The sequence below is a fragment of the Prosthecomicrobium sp. N25 genome, from assembly GCF_037203705.1.
Classification (GTDB): Bacteria; Pseudomonadota; Alphaproteobacteria; order Rhizobiales; family Ancalomicrobiaceae; genus Prosthecodimorpha.
Genome location: NZ_JBBCAT010000006.1, coordinates 46,703 through 60,921, shown reverse-complemented (window position 1 = coordinate 60,921; position 14,219 = coordinate 46,703). Strand labels below are relative to the sequence as shown.

Below are 14,219 nucleotides of genomic sequence, written 5' to 3'. Positions count from 1 at the left end.
ACTGCCGAGGCATTCCGGGGGCGGGGGTCAGTCCGCGAGCGGCGTCCAGTCCGGGTGATCGAAGGCGGTCGCATAGGCGTCGAGCGCCTCGACCACGGCGATCACGCCGTCCGTCTGGCCGCTCTCGGCCTTCAAGGTGTCGATCCCCTCGATCATGCGCTCCAGGACCAGGTGAAGCTGCTGGTCGGCCGCTTCGGGCAGCTTGCAATTGGCGAGCACGAAGTCGACCTGCTCCTGCAGGCGGCCCGCGAGGGCCCTGAAGTCGGCCGGGGTCGCCCGGCCCTGGTGGACGCCCGGAAGCGTCTCCTCGACCGCGGCCCGGATCCGGTTCATGCCGGCACGCAGTGAGTCGTCGGTGGCCCATTTGCGTCCCTGGTCGAGTTCGATCGAGAGGCTCGCGGTGGCGCCGGGCTGATGCTGGTGGGGCGTCAGGGCGAGCGCGGCGCTCCCGGCCCCGATCAGGATCGCGACCGCCAGAGCCGTCCTGCGCAGAGTGCGGATCGTGTTCATCGTCCTTCTCCTTGGCTTGCGGCCCGCGAAAGGGGACCGCATCTCGGGGGCGATCATGTCAGGGACGAGGGCGGGCCTCTGCGACTAGAGTCGCACTGACGAAAAGAGGGGTGGCCAGGTCATGGCGACAGCGGCGGCGTTTCTGGGCAGCATTCCCTACTTCACCGATTTGCCTGGCGACCTGCGCGCGGCGGTGGCGGGCGAGGTCCAGGATCGCCGCGTTCGGCAGGGCGAAACGATCCTGGTTGAAGGCGAGCCTTGCGCGGGCCTGCATCTCGTCGTCGCCGGCCGGGTCAAGATCTACAAGGTCTCTCCGGACGGCCGCGAGCAGGTGCTTCGCATCCTCGGAACCGGACAGACCTTCAACGACGTGCCCGTGTTCGACGGCGGTCCGTCTCCGGGCAATGCCGCGGCGCTGGAGGACGGCATCGTCGGCCTGATCCCCAAGGCTACCATGCTGCGGCTCGTCCATGACCATCCCGCGGTGGCGCAGGCGGTGATCGTGAACCTCGCGGCACGCCTGCGTGCCATGACGCTGCTCGTCGAGGACGTCTCCTTGCGCGGAGTGACGGCCCGTGTGGCGAGCCTGCTCCTGAAGTGCAGCCGGGGCGAGTCGGCCCTGGCCGAGGACGCCGGGATCGGGTGCGGCCGGCTGACCCAGCAGGACGTGGCCGCCATGACCGGATCGGTGCGGGAGGTGGTGCAGCGGTCGCTGAAGATCCTGGAGCGGGACGGCGCCATCGCGATGGCCCGCGGCTCCGTCCGGGTTCTCGCCCCCGCGATCCTGGAGACCTGGGCGGGCGGCGGCTCGCCTTGAAACCGATCCGGTCATGGCCGCGGCCGGGACCCCGCCGGGGGCGTCGCCCCCGTGATCACCGGCCGGCGACGTAGTGCAGGAGGGGGAGCATCTGCTCGTCCCACTGGGTCATGCCGGCGGCCTTCGCGAGCACCGTCTCGTTCTTCAGGAGCAGCCATTGAGGCGCCCCGAGGGGCTCGAAGTAGGGCCGGAGTCCGGCGAGATCGGCCGGCCAGGCCTGTGGCGACCGCAGCTCGGCCAGCCGCTCCACCACGAACTCGCGGAACGCGACGCGCCGCATCGTTCCGCCGGCCATCAGGTCCGACCGCCGCTCCTTGTCCCAGGTCCGGCAGGGGGGGCAGTCGCGCGCGCCGACATAGACGAGCGCATAGGCCTCGTCGGGCGCTGCGCGGCGCGGCGGGGTCCGGGCAAAGATCGCGGTCGCCGCATTGGCGATCACGAGAGCGATCAGTCCGACGAGCAACGTCCGCCGCATGACGACGATCTCCCTGGTTCGGAACGGCTCGCGCCGGTGGCTCGGCGAGCTTCGCCCGACGCCCTCGACTGTCCTTGACAATCGTCAAGGCAGACGGGTTGCCCGGGGGAGACCTTGAACAACCCTCACCGGGGAAATCGAAGATCAGCCTGGGAGATCAGTGAAATGGCCGCGAGTGATCAATCCCCGGCGCCAGCCGGGGCAGGCGAACCTGTGCCGTTCATGCAGCGGGTTTTGGACAATCCGTTCCTGCTTCTGTTTCTGGGCGTCGTGATACCCACCGTCCTCTACTTGATCTGGGGTGTCATGGAAGTCGCATCCGTACCCATCGCAAGGTGATCAAAGATAGGCTCTCTGGGCAGGGAGAAGAGATATGGCCGTCACACCTCCGGAAAGACGAATCTGGTGGAACGAACCGATCGAGAAGGTCGAACTCATCTGGATCGTGATCGCGTTTTTCTGGGGCCTGTTCATGTTCGGCTTCATGATCGCGTGGCACTTCATCGGCCAGCAGAATCTCAGCACCGAGACCTATCGCGTCGATCCGTCCAACTACGAGCGCAAGGTCGAGGCCTTCGCGAAGGAGTACCAGGTCCGCGACCTGGAGGGCGTGCCGGTCGTGCGGCCGCCGGCCGGCAAGGACGTCTACCTGCTCGGCAGGCTCTGGCAATGGTGGCCGGTGCTCGAGCTCCAGAAGGGGCAGAGCTACCGCATCCACCTGTCGTCGATCGACTGGCAGCACGGGTTCTCCCTGCAGCCGACCAACATCAACATCCAGGTCCATCCCGGATACGAGCACATCCTGACGCTCACGCCGACCGAGAGCGGGGAATTCGGGATCATCTGCAACGAGTTCTGCGGCATCGGCCACCACACGATGACCGGAAAGATCTTCGTCCGGGCCGGCACCGCGGAGGCGCCGTCGTCGACGCGCGTCGCCGAGGGCACTGAGGAAGGGGGGCGGTAAATCATGGCCGACATCACCGTCGGGGTGCCCGAAGTCCGCGTCGCGGAATTCCGCACCTGCCAGTTCACGGGTCTCAAGGTCGACGTCGCCGCACAGGCGCTGATCAAGGCGAATGCGGTCGCGGCCGTCGTGTTCCTCGCCCTCGGCGGCCTGATGGGCCTCCTGGTGGCGCTGACGCGCTGGCCGGCCGTGCACCTCCTGCCGGCCGAGTGGTTCTACCTCGTGCTGACCGGGCACGGGGCGAACGTGCTCCTGTTCTGGATCATCTTCTTCGAGGTCGCGGTCCTCTACTTCGCCTCGGCGGTCCTGCTCAACTCCAGGCTGGCGGCGCCGAAGCTCGCCTGGGCCGCGTTCGGGCTGATGGTCGTGGGCGCCCTGATGGCGAACTACGCCGTCCTGCGCGGCGACTCCACCGTGATGTTCACCTCCTACCCGCCCATGCAGGCGACGCCGTGGTTCTACCTGTCGCTGATCCTGTTCGCCGTCGGGGCGCTCGTCGCGGTCGGCATCTTCTTCGCGACCCTGGTGGTCGCCAAGGAGGAGGGGACCTACCAGGGGTCCATCCCGCTCGTCACCTTCGGGGCGCTCACGGCCGCCATCATCGCGGTCTTCACGCTCGCCTCGGGCGCCATCATCCTGATCCCGACCCTGCTGTGGTCCGCCGGCCTGGTCTCGACCATCGACCCGCTGCTCTACAAGGTGGTCTGGTGGGGCATGGGCCATTCGTCCCAGCAGATCAACGTCTCGGCGCACGTCTCGCTGTGGTACCTGATCGCCGCGCTCCTGGTCGGCGCCAAGCCGCTCTCCGAGAAGGTGAGCCGCACAGCCTTCCTGATGTACATCCTGTTCCTGCAGCTCGCCTCCGCCCACCACCTGCTCGCCGAGCCGGGCCTGGACGCCAGCTGGAAGATCGTCAACACCAGCTACATGATGTACCTGGCCGTGCTCGGCTCGATGGTCCACGGCCTGACCGTGCCGGGCGCGATCGAGGCGGCGCAGCGCCGCAACGGCTACACCAAGGGCGCCTTCGAGTGGCTGCGCAAGGCGCCCTGGGGACATCCGGCCTTCGCCGGCATGTTCCTGTCGCTCGTGATGTTCGGCTTCATCGGCGGCATCTCGGGCGTCGTGCTCGGCACCGAGCAGCTCAACGTCCTGATGCACAACACGATCTACGTGCCCGGGCACTTCCACGGCACCGTCGTGGCAGGCACCACCCTGGCCTTCATGGCGGCGACCTACCTTGTCCTGCCGCTCGTCTTCCAGCGCGAGATCATGTTCCCGAAGCTGGCGCAGCTGCAGCCCTACCTGTTCGGCGTCGGCGCGGGAGGCATCTCGCTCTTCATGATGGGCGCCGGCACCCTGGGCGTCCCCCGGCGCCACTGGGACATCACCTTCTCGGACGCGACGATCGGGTTCCAGCACTCGGCCGGCGCCTTCCTGATGATGGGCCTCAACGGGATCAGCGCGATACTGGCGGCGGCCGGCGGCATCCTGTTCATCGTAGTGGTCGTGGGCACGGCCTTCTTCGGCGAGCGGATCAAGCCCGGGCACAAGCTGACCTTCCCGCTGCACTCCGGCGGTGCCGCGGCGGCCAGCCACTACGGCAGCGAAGCGACCGCGAAGCTGCCGGGGACGATCATCCTCGTGACGATCTTCTTCGTCTCCTTCGTCCTCTACTACTTCATCAACTGGAAATATCTCTCCGAGCTGTGGCTCTTCCGGTGATCCGAACCCGCGCGACCGACAGGGAGGGGACGTTCATGCAGGACGCATTGCGGATGGCGGTCTCGCTTCTGAAGCTGCGTATCGGGGTGGCGGTGGCGGCAAGCGCCCTCGCCGGGATGGCGGCGGCCCGCGGGCCGACGCTGACTCCCGCCCAGATGGCCGGGGTGACCCTCGCGGTCATCGGGGCCTCGGGTGCGGCGGGGGCGTTCAACCACTACTACGAACGCGATCTCGACCGCTCCATGCGGCGGACCCGCGGGCGCCCCTTCGCCAGCGGACGGCTGGCGCCGAGCGTCTGGTGGCCGGTCGGGTTCCTCGCCCTGCTGGCTGCCTCGGTCGGCCTCGCCTGGGGAACCGGCGGGGCGCTGTCGGCCTTCTACGTCTTCCTCGGCGCCTTCACGTACGGCATCGTCTACACGGTCTGGCTGAAACGGCGCACCACCTGGAACATCGTGATCGGCGGCCTCGCGGGATCCTTCGCGGTGCTCGCCGGTGCGGCCGCGGTCGACCCGGCGCCGCAGGCGGTGCCGATCGTCCTGGCGATCGTGTTGTTCCTGTGGACCCCGCCCCATTTCTGGAGCCTCGCGGCCGCCAAGCGCGACGACTACGCGGCCGCGGGCGTGCCGATGCTGCCGGTCACGGTGCCGGAACGGGCCTGGACCATGGCCGTGCTGACCCATGCGGTCGTGCTGGCCGTGCTGTCGCTGGTGCCCGTAGCCTACGGGATGGGACTCGCCTACGCGCTGCCGGCCGCGGCGGGCGGTGCGCTCCTCGTCACCCGCAGCGTGGCGCTCTACCGCGCGCCCAGCAAGGCGACCGCCATGGCGAACTTCTTCGCATCCCTGGCGCAACTGACGCTGCTGGTCGTCGGGGTCCTGCTCGAACGTGTGCTCGGGTCGTGACATGCGGCTGATCGGCACCATCGCGGCGGCGGCACTCGCGGGCCTGGTCACGGCCGCGCCGGTCCCGGGCCGGGCGGCAGGGCCGGCCGCCTCCGACCCGGTCGCCTCGCCGTCGCGCAGCATCGACCCGGAAAGCGCCCTCGCGAAGAGCCGAGCCGCGGTCGGGCACGAACTCGGACCGCACCGGCTCACCGACATGTACGGGCGGTCGTTCGACCTCGGGGAGCTGCGCGGCCGGCCGCTGGTGGTCAGCCTCGTCTACACGAGCTGCAGTTCGGTCTGCCCGCTCGCCACCCAGCAGCTGATCCGGGTCGTCGGCGAGGCCCAGGCGGTGCTGGGGCGCGACCGCTTCACCGTGCTGACGGTCGGCTTCGACGCCCGCCAGGACACGCCCGGTCGGCTCGCCCAGTTCGCCGCCCGCCAGGGCGCGCTCCTGCCCAACTGGCGCTTCGCCTCGGCGGACGCCGAGACCCTGGCCAAGCTCCTGGACGACCTCGGCTTCACCTATGCGGCGGTGGCGGGCGGGTTCGACCACGTCTCGCAGGTCAGCATCGTCGACCCGGCCGGGCGAATCCATCGCCAGGTCTACGGCGACGACTACCCGACGCAGATGTTCATGGAGCCGCTGAAGGACGTGGTGTTCGGCAGCGCCGCGCCGCTCTCGGTCGCGGGCCTGGTCGACCGCGTCCGCTTCCTCTGCACCACCTTCGACCCGGCGCTCGGCCGCTACCGGACCCGGACCGAGGTCATGGTCGCCGGGATGGCCCTCGGCGCCCTGTCGCTCGTCGGGTTCGGCCTCGTGGTTCTGCGCGAATGGCGGCGGGCGCGGCCCGCGCCGGCCCGGTCCCAGGGAAGGAAGACGGCGTGATGGAAGCCCTGCGGACGCCGCTGCGGATCGGTTTCGAATGGGCCGAGAGCGCGCTCGACCGCGTCTTCGGCCCGGACCTCAACCCGCTCGCGCAGCTCGGCACGCTCGGCTTCTTCCTGTTCTGGGTCGTGGCCGGAACCGGCATGTACCTTTTCGCCTTCTTCGATACCGGCATCGAGAACGCCTATGGGTCGGTCGAGTGGTACACCACCGTCCACTGGTGGCACGCCGGGCTCGCCCGCAGCGTCCACCGCTATGCGTCCGACCTCATGGTCGTCGTGCTGGCGCTGCATCTCCTGCGCGAGTTCTCGCTCGACCGCTATCGCGGCAAACGCTGGTTCTCGTGGTTCACGGGCGTGCCCCTGATCTGGTTCCTCTATGCCTCGGGCATCACGGGCTACTGGCTCGTCTGGGACCGGCTCGCCCAGTACGTCGCCATCGCGACCACCGAGCTGCTCGACAGGCTGCCGATCTTCGGCGAGCCGATCGCGCGCAACTTCCTGACCGACGGCAGTCTCACCAGCCGCTTCTTCACCCTGCTGATCTTCCTCCACATCGCCGTCCCGCTCATCATGCTCCTGGTGATGTGGATCCACATCCAGCGGATCTCCCGGCCGCGCGTCAATCCGGCCATGCCGCTCGGCAGCGCGCTGGGGATCGCGCTCCTGGTCGTGTCGCTGGCCGATCCTGCCGTCAGCCAGGGCCCCGCGGACCTCATGAAGGTACCCTCGCCGGTCGGCCTCGACTGGTTCTACCTGCCGCTCTATCCCCTGATCGACGTCTCGCGCGGCGCCGTGTGGGTGTTGCTCGCGGCGGCGACGGTCGTGCTCGCCGCCTTGCCCTGGCTGCCGCCCCTGCGCCGGCCCGTCGCCGTGGTGGATCTGGCGCACTGCAACGGCTGCAACCGCTGCGTCGAGGACTGCCCCTACGAGGCGCTCCGCCTGGTGCCGCGCACGGACGACCTGCCGTTCGCCCGGCAGGTCGAGGTCGACGCGTCGAAATGCGTGAGCTGCGGCATCTGCATGGGCGCCTGTCCGTCGTCGACCCCGTTCCGGCGCAGCGAGGACCTCGCCACCGGCATCGACCTGCCGGACCTGCCGCTCGTTACGGTCCGCGCCCGCGTGCTCGAGATCGCCGGACGCCTGCGCGCCGCGGGCGACGGCCCCCGGATCCTGGTGATCGCCTGCGAGCACGGGGCGGCGGCGGGGCGGGTCGAGCCGACCCTGACGCTGCCCTGCGTCGCGATGGCGCCCCCGTCTCTCATCGACTTCGCCCTGAGCCGCGGCCTCGCGGACGGCGTGCTCATCGCCGGCTGCGCCGAACGCAGCTGCTACAACCGCTCCGGCGTGGCGTGGACGCGCGAGCGGATCGCCCAGGAGCGCGACCCCTATCTGCGGGCGCGCGTACCGCGCGAGCGGATCGCCACCGTCTGGGCCTCCCCGTCGGAGCACGACCGGATGCGGCGCGCGGTCGAGGCCTTCGCGGCGGGCCTCGCGCGGTTGCCGGACCGTGACGGTCCGGTCGCCGCCGAAACCCCGGCCTTCAGCCCCGAGGAGGCGCCATGAGGTTCGCCGTGAGCGTCCCGCGCTTCGCCGCCATGGTGGCGGTGCTGATCGGCGCCGTGGCGCCGACGGCCGTTCTCGACGCATGGCCGGCCTATCGCCAGATCGGGCCCGACGAGGCGGTCGTGAAGCTGTCCTTCACCCACGGCGCCGACCGCTCGGCCGATTGCCACCGCAATTCGCCCGAGGACCTGGCGAAGCTGCCGCCCAACATGCGCCGGCCGATGGCGTGTCCGCGCGGGCGGCGGGCCGTCCTGACGGAGCTCGAGATCGACGGCCGGGTCATCCACGCCGAAACCGTGGCGCCGACCGGGCTGGCGGGCGACGGGCCGTCCCAGCTCTACCGGCGCTTCCGCGTGCCGGCCGGGCCGCACCGGCTCGCCGTGCGGCTGCGCGACAGCGCAAGGGCCGAGGGGTTCGATCACGAGGCGAAGCGGGACGTGACGCTCGCGCCCGGTCAGAACTTCACCATTGACTTCCGCCCCGACGCGGGCGGCTTCGTGTTGCGCTGAAACGCCTGGAGGGAGTTCACGCGATGCTCGTCCCCTGGAACGACCGATACGCGACCGGCATCGACGAGGTCGACTTCGAACACCGCGAACTGGTCGAGTTGGTCAACCGCATCCACGACACCTATGTGGAGAGCAACGGGGGCGCGCCGGCGATCGCGGCCCTGTTCGGCGACCTGAACCGGGCCATCGCGGCGCATTTCGCCCTGGAGGAGCACCACATGCGCGCCGCCGGATACCGCGCGCTGCCGGCCCACAAGGCCGACCACGAACGGCTCCTCGACGACCTGCGCGACATGATGGACGCCCATGAGGCCGCCGGTACCCGGGTCGACGCGGCGGAGCTCGGGCGCGCGCTAGACGCCTGGTTCTCGGTCCATTTCGGGACCCACGACGCGAAGCTGTTCAAGGCCATCGGCCATCACCCCTGAGCGCGCACCGGGGGCGGGGGGGGGCCTCGCCGGGCGCGCCGGCGAGGATCGTTTTTGGCACCGAGAGTGCAGCCCTGCGCTACGCCGTTGCGCGCGCGTCCTGGAGGACGAGACCGCCGAGGGCGCCTTCGCGATGGTGCTGCACCAGCGTCGAGGACGCTCGGCTCACTCCTTCAGGGCGTCCCGGATCGTATCCTTCACGCCACCGATCGCATTCTGAATCTTGCCTTCGGTCCGCTCCGCGCCGCCTTCTGCCTCGAGCTTCTTGTCGCCGATCAACTTGCCGGCGGCCTGCTTCACGCCACCGACCGCCTGCTTGATCGAGCCTTCGATCCGGTCCTTGTCCATGCTAGGTCCTCCCGTTGAGTGGACGTCGTTTCCCCTGTCCCGCCTTCCCGACCGATGAAGATATCCGGTCGGCAGCGGCAGGGCTTCCGCAGCAAAGGTCTTTCTGGAGCTGGCCGCGACTGGGCCGTCATCGAGCGGGGCCCGCGACTAGAGCCGGCCGGTCACCACCAGAATGAGCACGACGATCAGGATGACGCCCAGGACGCCGATTCCCCCGTGCCCGAAGCCGTACCCGTAACCACCGAACCGACCGCTGAATCCTCCCAGGAGAAAGATGATCAGAAGAATGAGGAGGATTGTTCCAAGTGACATGGCTGGGTCCTTTCCTGTGAGAACGATGCACACCCGTGGTGCCGCATCCGAAGACGAACGAAGACGAACCGGCGGTCGGCGGAGCGATCGCGTTCACGGCGAGATCGGTGCGACGGAGACGGCGACATCGCGAGAGTGTCTGTCCCGCGCCATCGCGGGCGACGATCTTGATCGAGCATGGCGCGGCCCCCGCCCGCCGGGCCGATCCAATAATCCGAAGCCAGTATGCGGCCGGAGCGGGCGAGCCGCGATCAGGAGCGCGGCGCCGCGGCCAAGCACTCAGGATAAGATAAAGCTTCCTTGAACAGCAAAGCTTACGCATTGATCGATATCAATTCGCTCTGATTTTATCTCAAAACGACAGGAATGTCAGATTCTGCACGGATAAACTGGCGCACCCGCGGATCTGGCTGACGGGCGGACGGCCATGCACGGCCGCCGCCGACCGGTGACGCAGACCGGCCCGCTGACGATCAGACGACGGTTCCGAACACCGCGCCGATCCCGGCCGTCAGCGCCATCGCAAGCGCGCCCCAGAAGGTGACCCGAAGGGTTGCCCTGAACACATTCGCTCCGCCCGCCCGGGCCCCGATGGCGCCGAGGAGGGCCAGGAAGAGGAGCGAGGCCACGGATACGCCGGCCACCAGCGCCGACCGCGGCATCAGCATCACCATGGCCAGCGGCATGGCCGCGCCCACGGCGAAGGTCGCCGCCGAGGTCAGCGCCGCCTGGATCGGGCGCGCTGTCGTGACCTCCGAGATGCCCAGCTCGTCGCGCGCATGGGCGCCGAGCGCGTCCTTCGCCATCAACTGTTCGGCCACCTGGCGGGCCAGATCGGCCGAGACGCCCCGCTCGACGTAGATGCGGGCCAGTTCCTCGCGCTCGAACTCGGGCTGGCTCGCGAGTTCGGCGCGCTCGCGGGCGAGGTCGGCCTGTTCCGTGTCGGATTGCGAGCTGACCGATACATACTCGCCGGCCGCCATCGACATGGCGCCCGCGACGAGGCCCGCGACCCCGGCGACCAGGACCTCGGACGTCCCCGCCGAGGCGGCGGCCACGCCCACGATCAGGCTGGCGGTCGAGACGATCCCGTCGTTGGCGCCCAGCACGGCGGCGCGAAGCCAGCCGATCCGGGAGACGAGGTGCGACTCGGTGTGAAGTCGGCTCATGTCACCCCCCTGTCGCCGGACGGCCCCTGCATCTCGCATTGCGGGCATCCGTCCTTCTCAAGCGGCAACATCAACTAACATTACACGTTGCCGCCTCGTCTGGCGCCCCTTTCGGCGGCCCTACGTGTTGGGACGGACCGGCCGAGAGCGGGTCACCTCGGCTCTGCCGGCGAGCCTGGCCTTCAGGCGCCGCCCGGAGCGCTTGCGCCGCCCCGGGCTCGACGACGTCGACTCCTTGTGCCGGATCGTCAGGCGGCGGTCTTCGACCGAGCGGAGAGCGCGGCTCCGCCGGCTATCGGCAGGGCGTCCATTCCCGTCCCGTCCCGGCCGGCCGGCCGCCGTGCCTTGAGGTCGCGGAAGGAAATCAGGCGCCGCTCCGATTCGTCCCACAGGACCAACCGCAGGCATCGGACGCTGTGGCCGATCGTGAGGCGATTGACATCGCTCAGTTCGGGATGGTCGCGCAGCACGTCCGGAAGCCGATAGTAGGGAATGCCGCTCGACAGATGATGGACGTGATGCAGGCCGATGTTGGCGCTGAACCAGCGCAGCACCGGCGGGAGATCGAGGTGCGAGCTCCCCTGGAGGGCCGCGTCCGGCGCACTCCAGTCCGTTGCCGACGCCCAGTAGGTCTCCTCGAACTGGTGCTGGACGTAGAAGAGCCAGACCCCGACCGTCGCAGCCAGGACGGCGATCGGGAGCTGGACGGCGAGGAAGGTGGCCGGTCCGAGGATCGTCATCCCTACGGCGGCGACGGCGACGATCCCGAGGTTGGTCGCCATGGCACTGACCCAAGGCGTGGCTCCGTGCCGGGTGAGGCCGCGCGGGAAACGGTGCTGGATCAGGAAGAGGTAGGCGGGTCCGATCCCGAACATCACCAAGGGATGCCGATAGATCCGGTACTGCAGCCGACCCCAGCGGCCTCGGTCCAGGTACTCCCGGACCGACAGCGTGTCGATGTCGCCGATCCCTCGGGCGTCGAGGTTCCCCACGCTCGCGTGATGAACCGCATGGCTTCGCCGCCAATAGTCGTAAGGCGTCTGGGTGAGCACCCCGAGCAGCCGTCCCGTCCAGTCATTGGCCTGGCGTCCGGGCAGGAACGAGCCGTGCCCGCAATCATGCTGGATCATGAAGAGGCGGACCAGCAGGCCGGCGCCGAGGGGCAGCAGCAGGGCGTAGAGCAAGGGCCAGCCGTTCGACACCGCGACCGCCATCAGGATCCAGACGAACGCGTAAGGGACGAGGGTGATCAGGAGCTCGAAAACCGCCCGGTGGCGGTCGGCCTTCCGGTAGGGCTTGAGACGCCGCGTCCAGTCGCTCCCCGACGGCGACGGAGCCGCGGGTTCGGCCGTCACAAGGATGGGTTCACGCTGCGACATTCGACGTCCATCCCTTCCCGAGCGCTTTCGCGGGGCTCTTGATCCCCGTCTTTTCATGTGCCTTGGGCGGCACGGCCGGGCGGACCGCCCGTCGGCGGATCTCCTCCTCGCCGATCAGGACCAGAGCGTCGCGCCCCTGTTCCTTCTGCTTCGGCGTACCGGAAGCGTAGAGGCGGGTCGCGTTCATGCGCACTGTCTCGATGGCCCCGGAGCCCAGTCCGGGGATCATGTCGCAAATGTTCATTCGGTCTCCTGTTGACGATGCGGATCGGCGGCGTGCCCTCGCCGGCAACGACTGAAACGAGCCGGTGTTCGACGTCGCGACGCTGTTGTCTGTTCGGGTTGTTCTGGAAGATGTAACTCGGCCCGGGCTGCCGGGTTCGGCGCACGGCAGGACCGTTCAGGTGTGGGCAACTGCTCCAAAAGGGGACGATCCTTCAGAAGGCGGACGAACTGGCATAGGACCGCCGGCAACGTCGGACGGCCTTTGGGTGGTGCCGGTCGTCAAGCCGCCTGCAGAGCGCAGGCCGGCATCCCGCTCGACTTCGAATCCCACTTGGGATCCTATCAGATCTTCCGGCCCTCGGAGATGGCCCGCAGTCCCGCTTATCCGATGGTCGAGATGGGGGTGAACGCGTCCAGGCCACCGTCGCCGGGCCGGATGAAGACGAGGCCCCGGGTACGATCGAACCACTCAATTGTTTCGGCAATCATCTTCGTGTTCTCGCGAAGTTTGAGCGGTTCGTAGACGACTCGCTGCGTGTCCAGTCCTTGATCTTCGTGGAGAATGGTCCGCTGAATGCGATATTTCTCCTGACCACGAGGGTCACTTTACGACAATCTTTCCCGACTAGATGGGGCGGCGTAATGCTTTTCCAATGCCGGACTGTCGATTCACCAGAAGGGCGTTGAAGACTCCGCCTGGCCGCGCCTTTTCGTCACGAGGCCCGTCAGCCCCAACCGGCACGGAGCCGCCGGTGATGTCCGGTGGGCACCCGCTTCCATTGGGAGGGGAACATCGGACCCCTGCAGGCGTTCCTGTTGCGCTGCAACATTCGCCGGGATCTGCCCGATGGTCAGCTTGTCAGCCGGATAGTCAGAATAATCATGCATGGATATCCACGAAACGTTTTCGCCAAGTCCAGTTCGGCCAAAGTTGGCCATCGGGACCATCGTTCTACCCGTTTTGCTTCGTATGCGGCGGCCGGTCTGATTGCATTGGCGGCTTCCGCAGGACTCAACAAGTGGCTGGCCGTCAGAGCGGAGCGCCGCAATCCAGCAAGAGGGCAATTCATCTCGGTCAACGGGGTGCGCCTCCACTACGTCGACCAGGGGCAAGGCGACGTGCTTGTCCTGCTGCACGGGAACGGCAGCATGATCGAAGATTTCGAATCCAGTGGCTTGATCAGAGAAGCCTCGAAGCGGTTTCGCGTCATCGCATTCGACAGGCCGGGCTTCGGTCACAGCGACCGCCCGAAGACCACCAACTGGACGCCGGACGCCCAAGCTGCCCTCTTCAAGGCCGCATTGACGCAACTAGGCATTACGCAATCGATCGTCGTGGGTCATTCCTGGGGGTGCTCTGTCGCGATAGCCATGGGACTGAGACATCCCGAACAGGTCAAAGCCCTCGTCCTGGCGTCGGGCTACTACTACCCCAGTGCCAGACTCGATGTCGTGCCGATGTCGTTTCCTGCGGTCCCCGTGATCGGCGATCTCATCAGATGGACGTTGGCGCCGATGCTGAGCAGGCTCCTGTGGCCTGTGCTCCTCCGAAAAATGTTCGGGCCCGCAACCGTGCCGGCAAAGTTCAGCTCGTTCCCTGAAGAGATGGCATTCAGGCCGTCCCAGATCGGAGCCAGTGCTGCCGAGACCGCCATGATGATTCCAAACGCCACCAAGTCATGCAGCCACTATCCCGAGCTCGAGATGCCGGTCGTCATCATCGCCGGCGGGCAGGATCGGCTCATCGACGCCGATGACCAGTCTGCCCGGCTTCACGGCGACGTGGCGAATAGCACGTTCCATCGCGTTGCAGGGTCGGGTCACATGGTCCACCAGACTGCTACCCTGCGTTTGATGGCGGCGATCGACGAGGCCGAAGGGCTCACAAAGAACGACCGGGTTCACGGAACACACGAACAGGTGCCCCAGCGGAGTCGGCCGGCCGCCTGACCGCCGTCCGATCGCGCCGGCCTCGCTGCTCGAGCGGTGCGGCCGGGGCGCCCTGACTACCCAGGGCAGC

The 14,219-nt window shown here is 68.1% G+C and carries 16 protein-coding genes; 9 read left to right on the top strand and 7 right to left on the bottom strand.

The window, feature by feature from the left end:
- Positions 1-27 precede the first annotated feature (27 nt).
- Positions 28-510, bottom strand: coding sequence for a hypothetical protein (locus WBG79_RS25995; protein WP_337360160.1), 483 nt, complete (start codon positions 508-510; stop codon positions 28-30).
- A 121-nt stretch (positions 511-631) separates the two neighbouring features.
- Here WBG79_RS25995 and WBG79_RS25990 point away from each other — a divergent pair, with 121 nt between their 5' ends.
- On the top strand, positions 632-1,327 hold the full coding sequence (locus WBG79_RS25990) for a Crp/Fnr family transcriptional regulator (protein WP_337360159.1): 696 nt from the start codon (positions 632-634) through the stop codon (positions 1,325-1,327).
- A gap of 55 nt (positions 1,328-1,382) precedes the next feature.
- Here the strand turns inward: WBG79_RS25990 and WBG79_RS25985 are convergent, their stop codons facing one another.
- On the bottom strand, positions 1,383-1,802 hold the full coding sequence (locus tag WBG79_RS25985; RefSeq protein ID WP_337360158.1) for a hypothetical protein: 420 nt from the start codon (positions 1,800-1,802) through the stop codon (positions 1,383-1,385).
- Between the two features lie 373 nt (positions 1,803-2,175).
- On the opposite strand from WBG79_RS25985, the gene WBG79_RS25980 reads away from it, so the two are divergent.
- Genes WBG79_RS25980 through WBG79_RS25950 form a run of 7 tightly spaced genes read left to right on the top strand, consistent with a single transcriptional unit; the run spans position 2,176 to position 8,766 of the window.
- The gene (locus WBG79_RS25980; RefSeq protein ID WP_337360157.1) at positions 2,176-2,769 is read left to right on the top strand and encodes a hypothetical protein; all 594 of its coding nucleotides are present in this window, start codon (positions 2,176-2,178) and stop codon (positions 2,767-2,769) included.
- A 3-nt stretch (positions 2,770-2,772) separates the two neighbouring features.
- Positions 2,773-4,494: a cbb3-type cytochrome c oxidase subunit I gene (locus WBG79_RS25975; protein WP_337360156.1), complete on the top strand. Its 1,722-nt coding sequence runs from the start codon at positions 2,773-2,775 to the stop codon at positions 4,492-4,494.
- A gap of 35 nt (positions 4,495-4,529) precedes the next feature.
- A complete protein-coding gene (gene cyoE, locus WBG79_RS25970; protein ID WP_337360155.1) occupies positions 4,530-5,396 on the top strand; it encodes a heme o synthase in 867 nt (288 codons plus the stop codon).
- A 1-nt stretch (position 5,397) separates the two neighbouring features.
- Positions 5,398-6,264 (top strand): SCO family protein, encoded by an 867-nt coding sequence (locus WBG79_RS25965; RefSeq protein ID WP_337360154.1) that lies wholly within the window; start codon positions 5,398-5,400, stop codon positions 6,262-6,264.
- Positions 6,264-7,829: a cytochrome b N-terminal domain-containing protein gene (locus WBG79_RS25960; protein WP_337360153.1), complete on the top strand. Its 1,566-nt coding sequence runs from the start codon at positions 6,264-6,266 to the stop codon at positions 7,827-7,829. The genes WBG79_RS25965 and WBG79_RS25960 overlap by 1 nt, the downstream gene beginning before the upstream one ends.
- Positions 7,826-8,338, top strand: a complete 513-nt coding sequence (locus tag WBG79_RS25955) for a carboxypeptidase-like regulatory domain-containing protein (RefSeq protein WP_337360152.1) — start codon at positions 7,826-7,828, stop codon at positions 8,336-8,338. The genes WBG79_RS25960 and WBG79_RS25955 overlap by 4 nt, the downstream gene beginning before the upstream one ends.
- A gap of 23 nt (positions 8,339-8,361) precedes the next feature.
- Complete coding sequence (locus WBG79_RS25950) at positions 8,362-8,766, top strand: bacteriohemerythrin (RefSeq protein ID WP_337360151.1); 405 nt, start codon at positions 8,362-8,364, stop codon at positions 8,764-8,766.
- Positions 8,767-8,931: 165 nt separating this feature from the next.
- On the opposite strand, the gene WBG79_RS25945 is transcribed toward WBG79_RS25950, so the two are convergent.
- The 5 genes from WBG79_RS25945 to WBG79_RS25925 all read right to left on the bottom strand — a co-directional run bounded on the left by WBG79_RS25945 (position 8,932) and on the right by WBG79_RS25925 (position 12,218).
- On the bottom strand, positions 8,932-9,114 hold the full coding sequence (locus WBG79_RS25945) for a CsbD family protein (protein ID WP_337360150.1): 183 nt from the start codon (positions 9,112-9,114) through the stop codon (positions 8,932-8,934).
- A 147-nt stretch (positions 9,115-9,261) separates the two neighbouring features.
- Positions 9,262-9,426: a DUF3309 family protein gene (locus WBG79_RS25940; protein WP_337360149.1), complete on the bottom strand. Its 165-nt coding sequence runs from the start codon at positions 9,424-9,426 to the stop codon at positions 9,262-9,264.
- Between the two features lie 473 nt (positions 9,427-9,899).
- Positions 9,900-10,595 (bottom strand): VIT1/CCC1 transporter family protein, encoded by a 696-nt coding sequence (locus WBG79_RS25935; protein WP_337360148.1) that lies wholly within the window; start codon positions 10,593-10,595, stop codon positions 9,900-9,902.
- 248 nt (positions 10,596-10,843) lie between these two features.
- A complete protein-coding gene (locus tag WBG79_RS25930; protein ID WP_337360147.1) occupies positions 10,844-11,974 on the bottom strand; it encodes a fatty acid desaturase in 1,131 nt (376 codons plus the stop codon).
- Positions 11,961-12,218: a hypothetical protein gene (locus tag WBG79_RS25925; RefSeq protein ID WP_337360146.1), complete on the bottom strand. Its 258-nt coding sequence runs from the start codon at positions 12,216-12,218 to the stop codon at positions 11,961-11,963. The genes WBG79_RS25930 and WBG79_RS25925 overlap by 14 nt, the downstream gene beginning before the upstream one ends.
- A 743-nt stretch (positions 12,219-12,961) precedes the next feature.
- Here WBG79_RS25925 and WBG79_RS25920 point away from each other — a divergent pair.
- A complete protein-coding gene (locus tag WBG79_RS25920) occupies positions 12,962-14,149 on the top strand; it encodes an alpha/beta fold hydrolase (protein WP_337360145.1) in 1,188 nt (395 codons plus the stop codon).
- Positions 14,150-14,219 lie beyond the last annotated feature (70 nt).

What these genes read in the sequence shown, in the direction of transcription:
- WBG79_RS25995 (WP_337360160.1), bottom strand. Translation starts at nt 510, where the DNA reads ATGAACACGATCCGCACTCTGCGCAGGACGGCTCTGGCGGTCGCGATC.
- WBG79_RS25990 (WP_337360159.1), top strand. Translation starts at nt 632, where the DNA reads ATGGCGACAGCGGCGGCGTTTCTGGGCAGCATTCCCTACTTCACCGAT.
- WBG79_RS25985 (WP_337360158.1), bottom strand. Translation starts at nt 1,802, where the DNA reads ATGCGGCGGACGTTGCTCGTCGGACTGATCGCTCTCGTGATCGCCAAT.
- WBG79_RS25980 (WP_337360157.1), top strand. Translation starts at nt 2,176, where the DNA reads ATGGCCGTCACACCTCCGGAAAGACGAATCTGGTGGAACGAACCGATC.
- WBG79_RS25975 (WP_337360156.1), top strand. Translation starts at nt 2,773, where the DNA reads ATGGCCGACATCACCGTCGGGGTGCCCGAAGTCCGCGTCGCGGAATTC.
- cyoE (WP_337360155.1), top strand. Translation starts at nt 4,530, where the DNA reads ATGCAGGACGCATTGCGGATGGCGGTCTCGCTTCTGAAGCTGCGTATC.
- WBG79_RS25965 (WP_337360154.1), top strand. Translation starts at nt 5,398, where the DNA reads ATGCGGCTGATCGGCACCATCGCGGCGGCGGCACTCGCGGGCCTGGTC.
- WBG79_RS25960 (WP_337360153.1), top strand. Translation starts at nt 6,264, where the DNA reads ATGGAAGCCCTGCGGACGCCGCTGCGGATCGGTTTCGAATGGGCCGAG.
- WBG79_RS25955 (WP_337360152.1), top strand. Translation starts at nt 7,826, where the DNA reads ATGAGGTTCGCCGTGAGCGTCCCGCGCTTCGCCGCCATGGTGGCGGTG.
- WBG79_RS25950 (WP_337360151.1), top strand. Translation starts at nt 8,362, where the DNA reads ATGCTCGTCCCCTGGAACGACCGATACGCGACCGGCATCGACGAGGTC.
- WBG79_RS25945 (WP_337360150.1), bottom strand. Translation starts at nt 9,114, where the DNA reads ATGGACAAGGACCGGATCGAAGGCTCGATCAAGCAGGCGGTCGGTGGC.
- WBG79_RS25940 (WP_337360149.1), bottom strand. Translation starts at nt 9,426, where the DNA reads ATGTCACTTGGAACAATCCTCCTCATTCTTCTGATCATCTTTCTCCTG.
- WBG79_RS25935 (WP_337360148.1), bottom strand. Translation starts at nt 10,595, where the DNA reads ATGAGCCGACTTCACACCGAGTCGCACCTCGTCTCCCGGATCGGCTGG.
- WBG79_RS25930 (WP_337360147.1), bottom strand. Translation starts at nt 11,974, where the DNA reads ATGTCGCAGCGTGAACCCATCCTTGTGACGGCCGAACCCGCGGCTCCG.
- WBG79_RS25925 (WP_337360146.1), bottom strand. Translation starts at nt 12,218, where the DNA reads ATGAACATTTGCGACATGATCCCCGGACTGGGCTCCGGGGCCATCGAG.